Source organism: Clostridium sp. AM34-11AC (genome assembly GCF_003435375.1).
Taxonomy (GTDB): Bacteria; Bacillota; Clostridia; order Lachnospirales; family Lachnospiraceae; genus Pilosibacter; species Pilosibacter fragilis.
On record NZ_QWGL01000086.1, the window covers coordinates 1 to 2,054 of the forward strand.

Here is a 2,054-nt window from a genome sequence, read left to right on the forward strand (position 1 = left end):
GATTGTATAGCGAGTATTACGGCGAATACAGCGACTACACCAGAAAGGGCGGCGTGATCTGCTCCAACATTCTCCTGCCGTCCCATGCACCGCCCGAATACGCAGACCGCCAGACCCTATGGAACGCCGTGGAAAAAGCCGAGCGTGGAAAGAACGCCCAGCTTGCATACAGCTTTGACATTGCCTTGCAGAATGAATTTTCCCTTGAGGAAAACATCGCTCTTGCAAGGCAATTTTTGTTGGAGAACTTTGTGAGCCGGGGCATGGTAGTTGACTTCGCCGTACACCAGCCAGACCGGGAGGACGGCGGCATACCAAACCCGCATTTTCATGTGCTTTGCCCCATCCGCCCCATCGAGCAGAACGGCGAATGGGGACTAAAGCAACGCCGGGTGTATGAGCTGGACGAGAACGGCAACCGTATCCGAGACCAGAACGGCGAGTATGTTTTCAACGCCGTTCCCACTACCGACTGGGGCAGTCCCGAAACGCTGGAATACTGGCGGCAGACATGGGCGGAGCTATGCAATGGCAAGTTTGCGGAAAAAGGGCTTGACGTTCGCATCGACCACCGAAGCTATGAGCGTCAGGGCGTGGAGCTTCTTCCCACCGTCCATGAGGGCGCAACCGTCCGGGCAATGGAGAAGAAAGGCATACGCACCGAGAAAGGCGAGTTCAACCGCTGGATCAAAGCCACCAATGCCGTTATCCGGGACATCAAGAAGAAAATCGCTCTCCTGTTTGATTGGATTGCCGAAGCAAAAGCGGAGCTTGCCAAGCCGCAGGCACCCGACCTTGTTTCTCTGCTGAACGCCTATTACACCCAGCGCAGAGCCGGGGCGTATTCGCAGAAAGGCAAAATCAGCAACCTAAAGGAGATGAACGAGACTTTCAATTATCTCCGGGCAAACGGCATTTACACCCTTGAAGATTTGGAAAGCCATGTCAATGAACACAGCTCCACCACAGAGAGCTTGAAGAAAACGCTGGACGAACAGACCGCCCGAATGAAAGCAATTAAGCAGCTCTATGACAGCTCCGCTGCTTTCCAGAACTTGAAGCCTGTCTATGACGGCTTGCAGAAAATCAAGTTTGAGAAGCCCAGAGCCAAGTACAAGGCAGAGCATGAAGCGGAACTGATACAGTTCTACGCCGCCAGACGAAAGCTGACCGGGGAGTTCCCGGACGGCAAGGTGGATATGAAAAAGCTGTCCGACGAGTATGACGAGCTGGAACAGGCGCACGAAAGCACCTATGGCGAGTTTAAGGCTGTCAGAGACGATTTACACCGCCTTTGGAAGGTCAAGTCATGCGTAGATACTGCCGCCCGATTTAACGAGCGTACAGAGGAACAAAAGCTCCAAAATCGACCCCAAACACGACAGAAAAAGGAGGATATGACACGATGAAAAAATACGACTGGAAGAACGAGTACAACCCCATCCGCAGAACGGCAAAACGCCTTTTGAGCGGAGAAGCTTTGACCGATGGCAGACCGCTTTCCGACCTGATCGAGCTGGACGAACACACCCGGAAATGCCTTGCCTTTGAAGCCACCCTCACCGACCGCCAGATTGATATGTTGCAGGAGCTGGGCTATCTGCCTGTTATCATGAGACAGTACGGCGAGGAATGTGCGAACTGCCCCTACACGCTGGACGAGCGTGAGCATGGCATTTGCAGACGATGCGCTGTTTTCAAGAAGTAAGGAGGACGCCCATGCAGTACACCCAAGCGCAGATTGACCGGGCAAACGCCGTCAGTCTGGAAGATTTTCTCCGCACACAGGGAGAGACACTTATCAAAAGCGGACGGGAATACCGCTGGAAAGAACATGACAGCCTGACCGTCCGGGGAAACAAATGGTTTCGCCACAGCCAGAGCAAGGGCGGCTATCCCATTGATTTCGTCATGGAGTTTTACGGCAAGTCCTTTCCCGAAGCTGTCCAGATGTTGACAGGCGAAAACGGCGAGGGACAGACCGAAGCCACCACAGCACCGCCCACAGCGTTCCACTTGCCCTTGCACAACAGAACAGCCGACAGAGCAATTCA

The 2,054-nt window shown here is 53.7% G+C and carries 2 protein-coding genes and 1 pseudogene; all 3 read left to right on the forward strand.

The window, feature by feature from the left end:
• The coding region (mobQ, locus tag DW826_RS17800) for a MobQ family relaxase (RefSeq protein ID WP_278286597.1) at positions 1–1,409 on the forward strand (1,409 nt) is incomplete at its 5' end.
• A complete protein-coding gene (locus DW826_RS17805) occupies positions 1,406–1,708 on the forward strand; it encodes a hypothetical protein (RefSeq protein ID WP_024729653.1) in 303 nt (100 codons plus the stop codon). The genes mobQ and DW826_RS17805, both read left to right, overlap by 4 nt.
• An 11-nt stretch (positions 1,709–1,719) precedes the next feature.
• A pseudogene (locus DW826_RS17810) lies at positions 1,720–2,054 on the forward strand (topoisomerase); the annotation flags it as partial.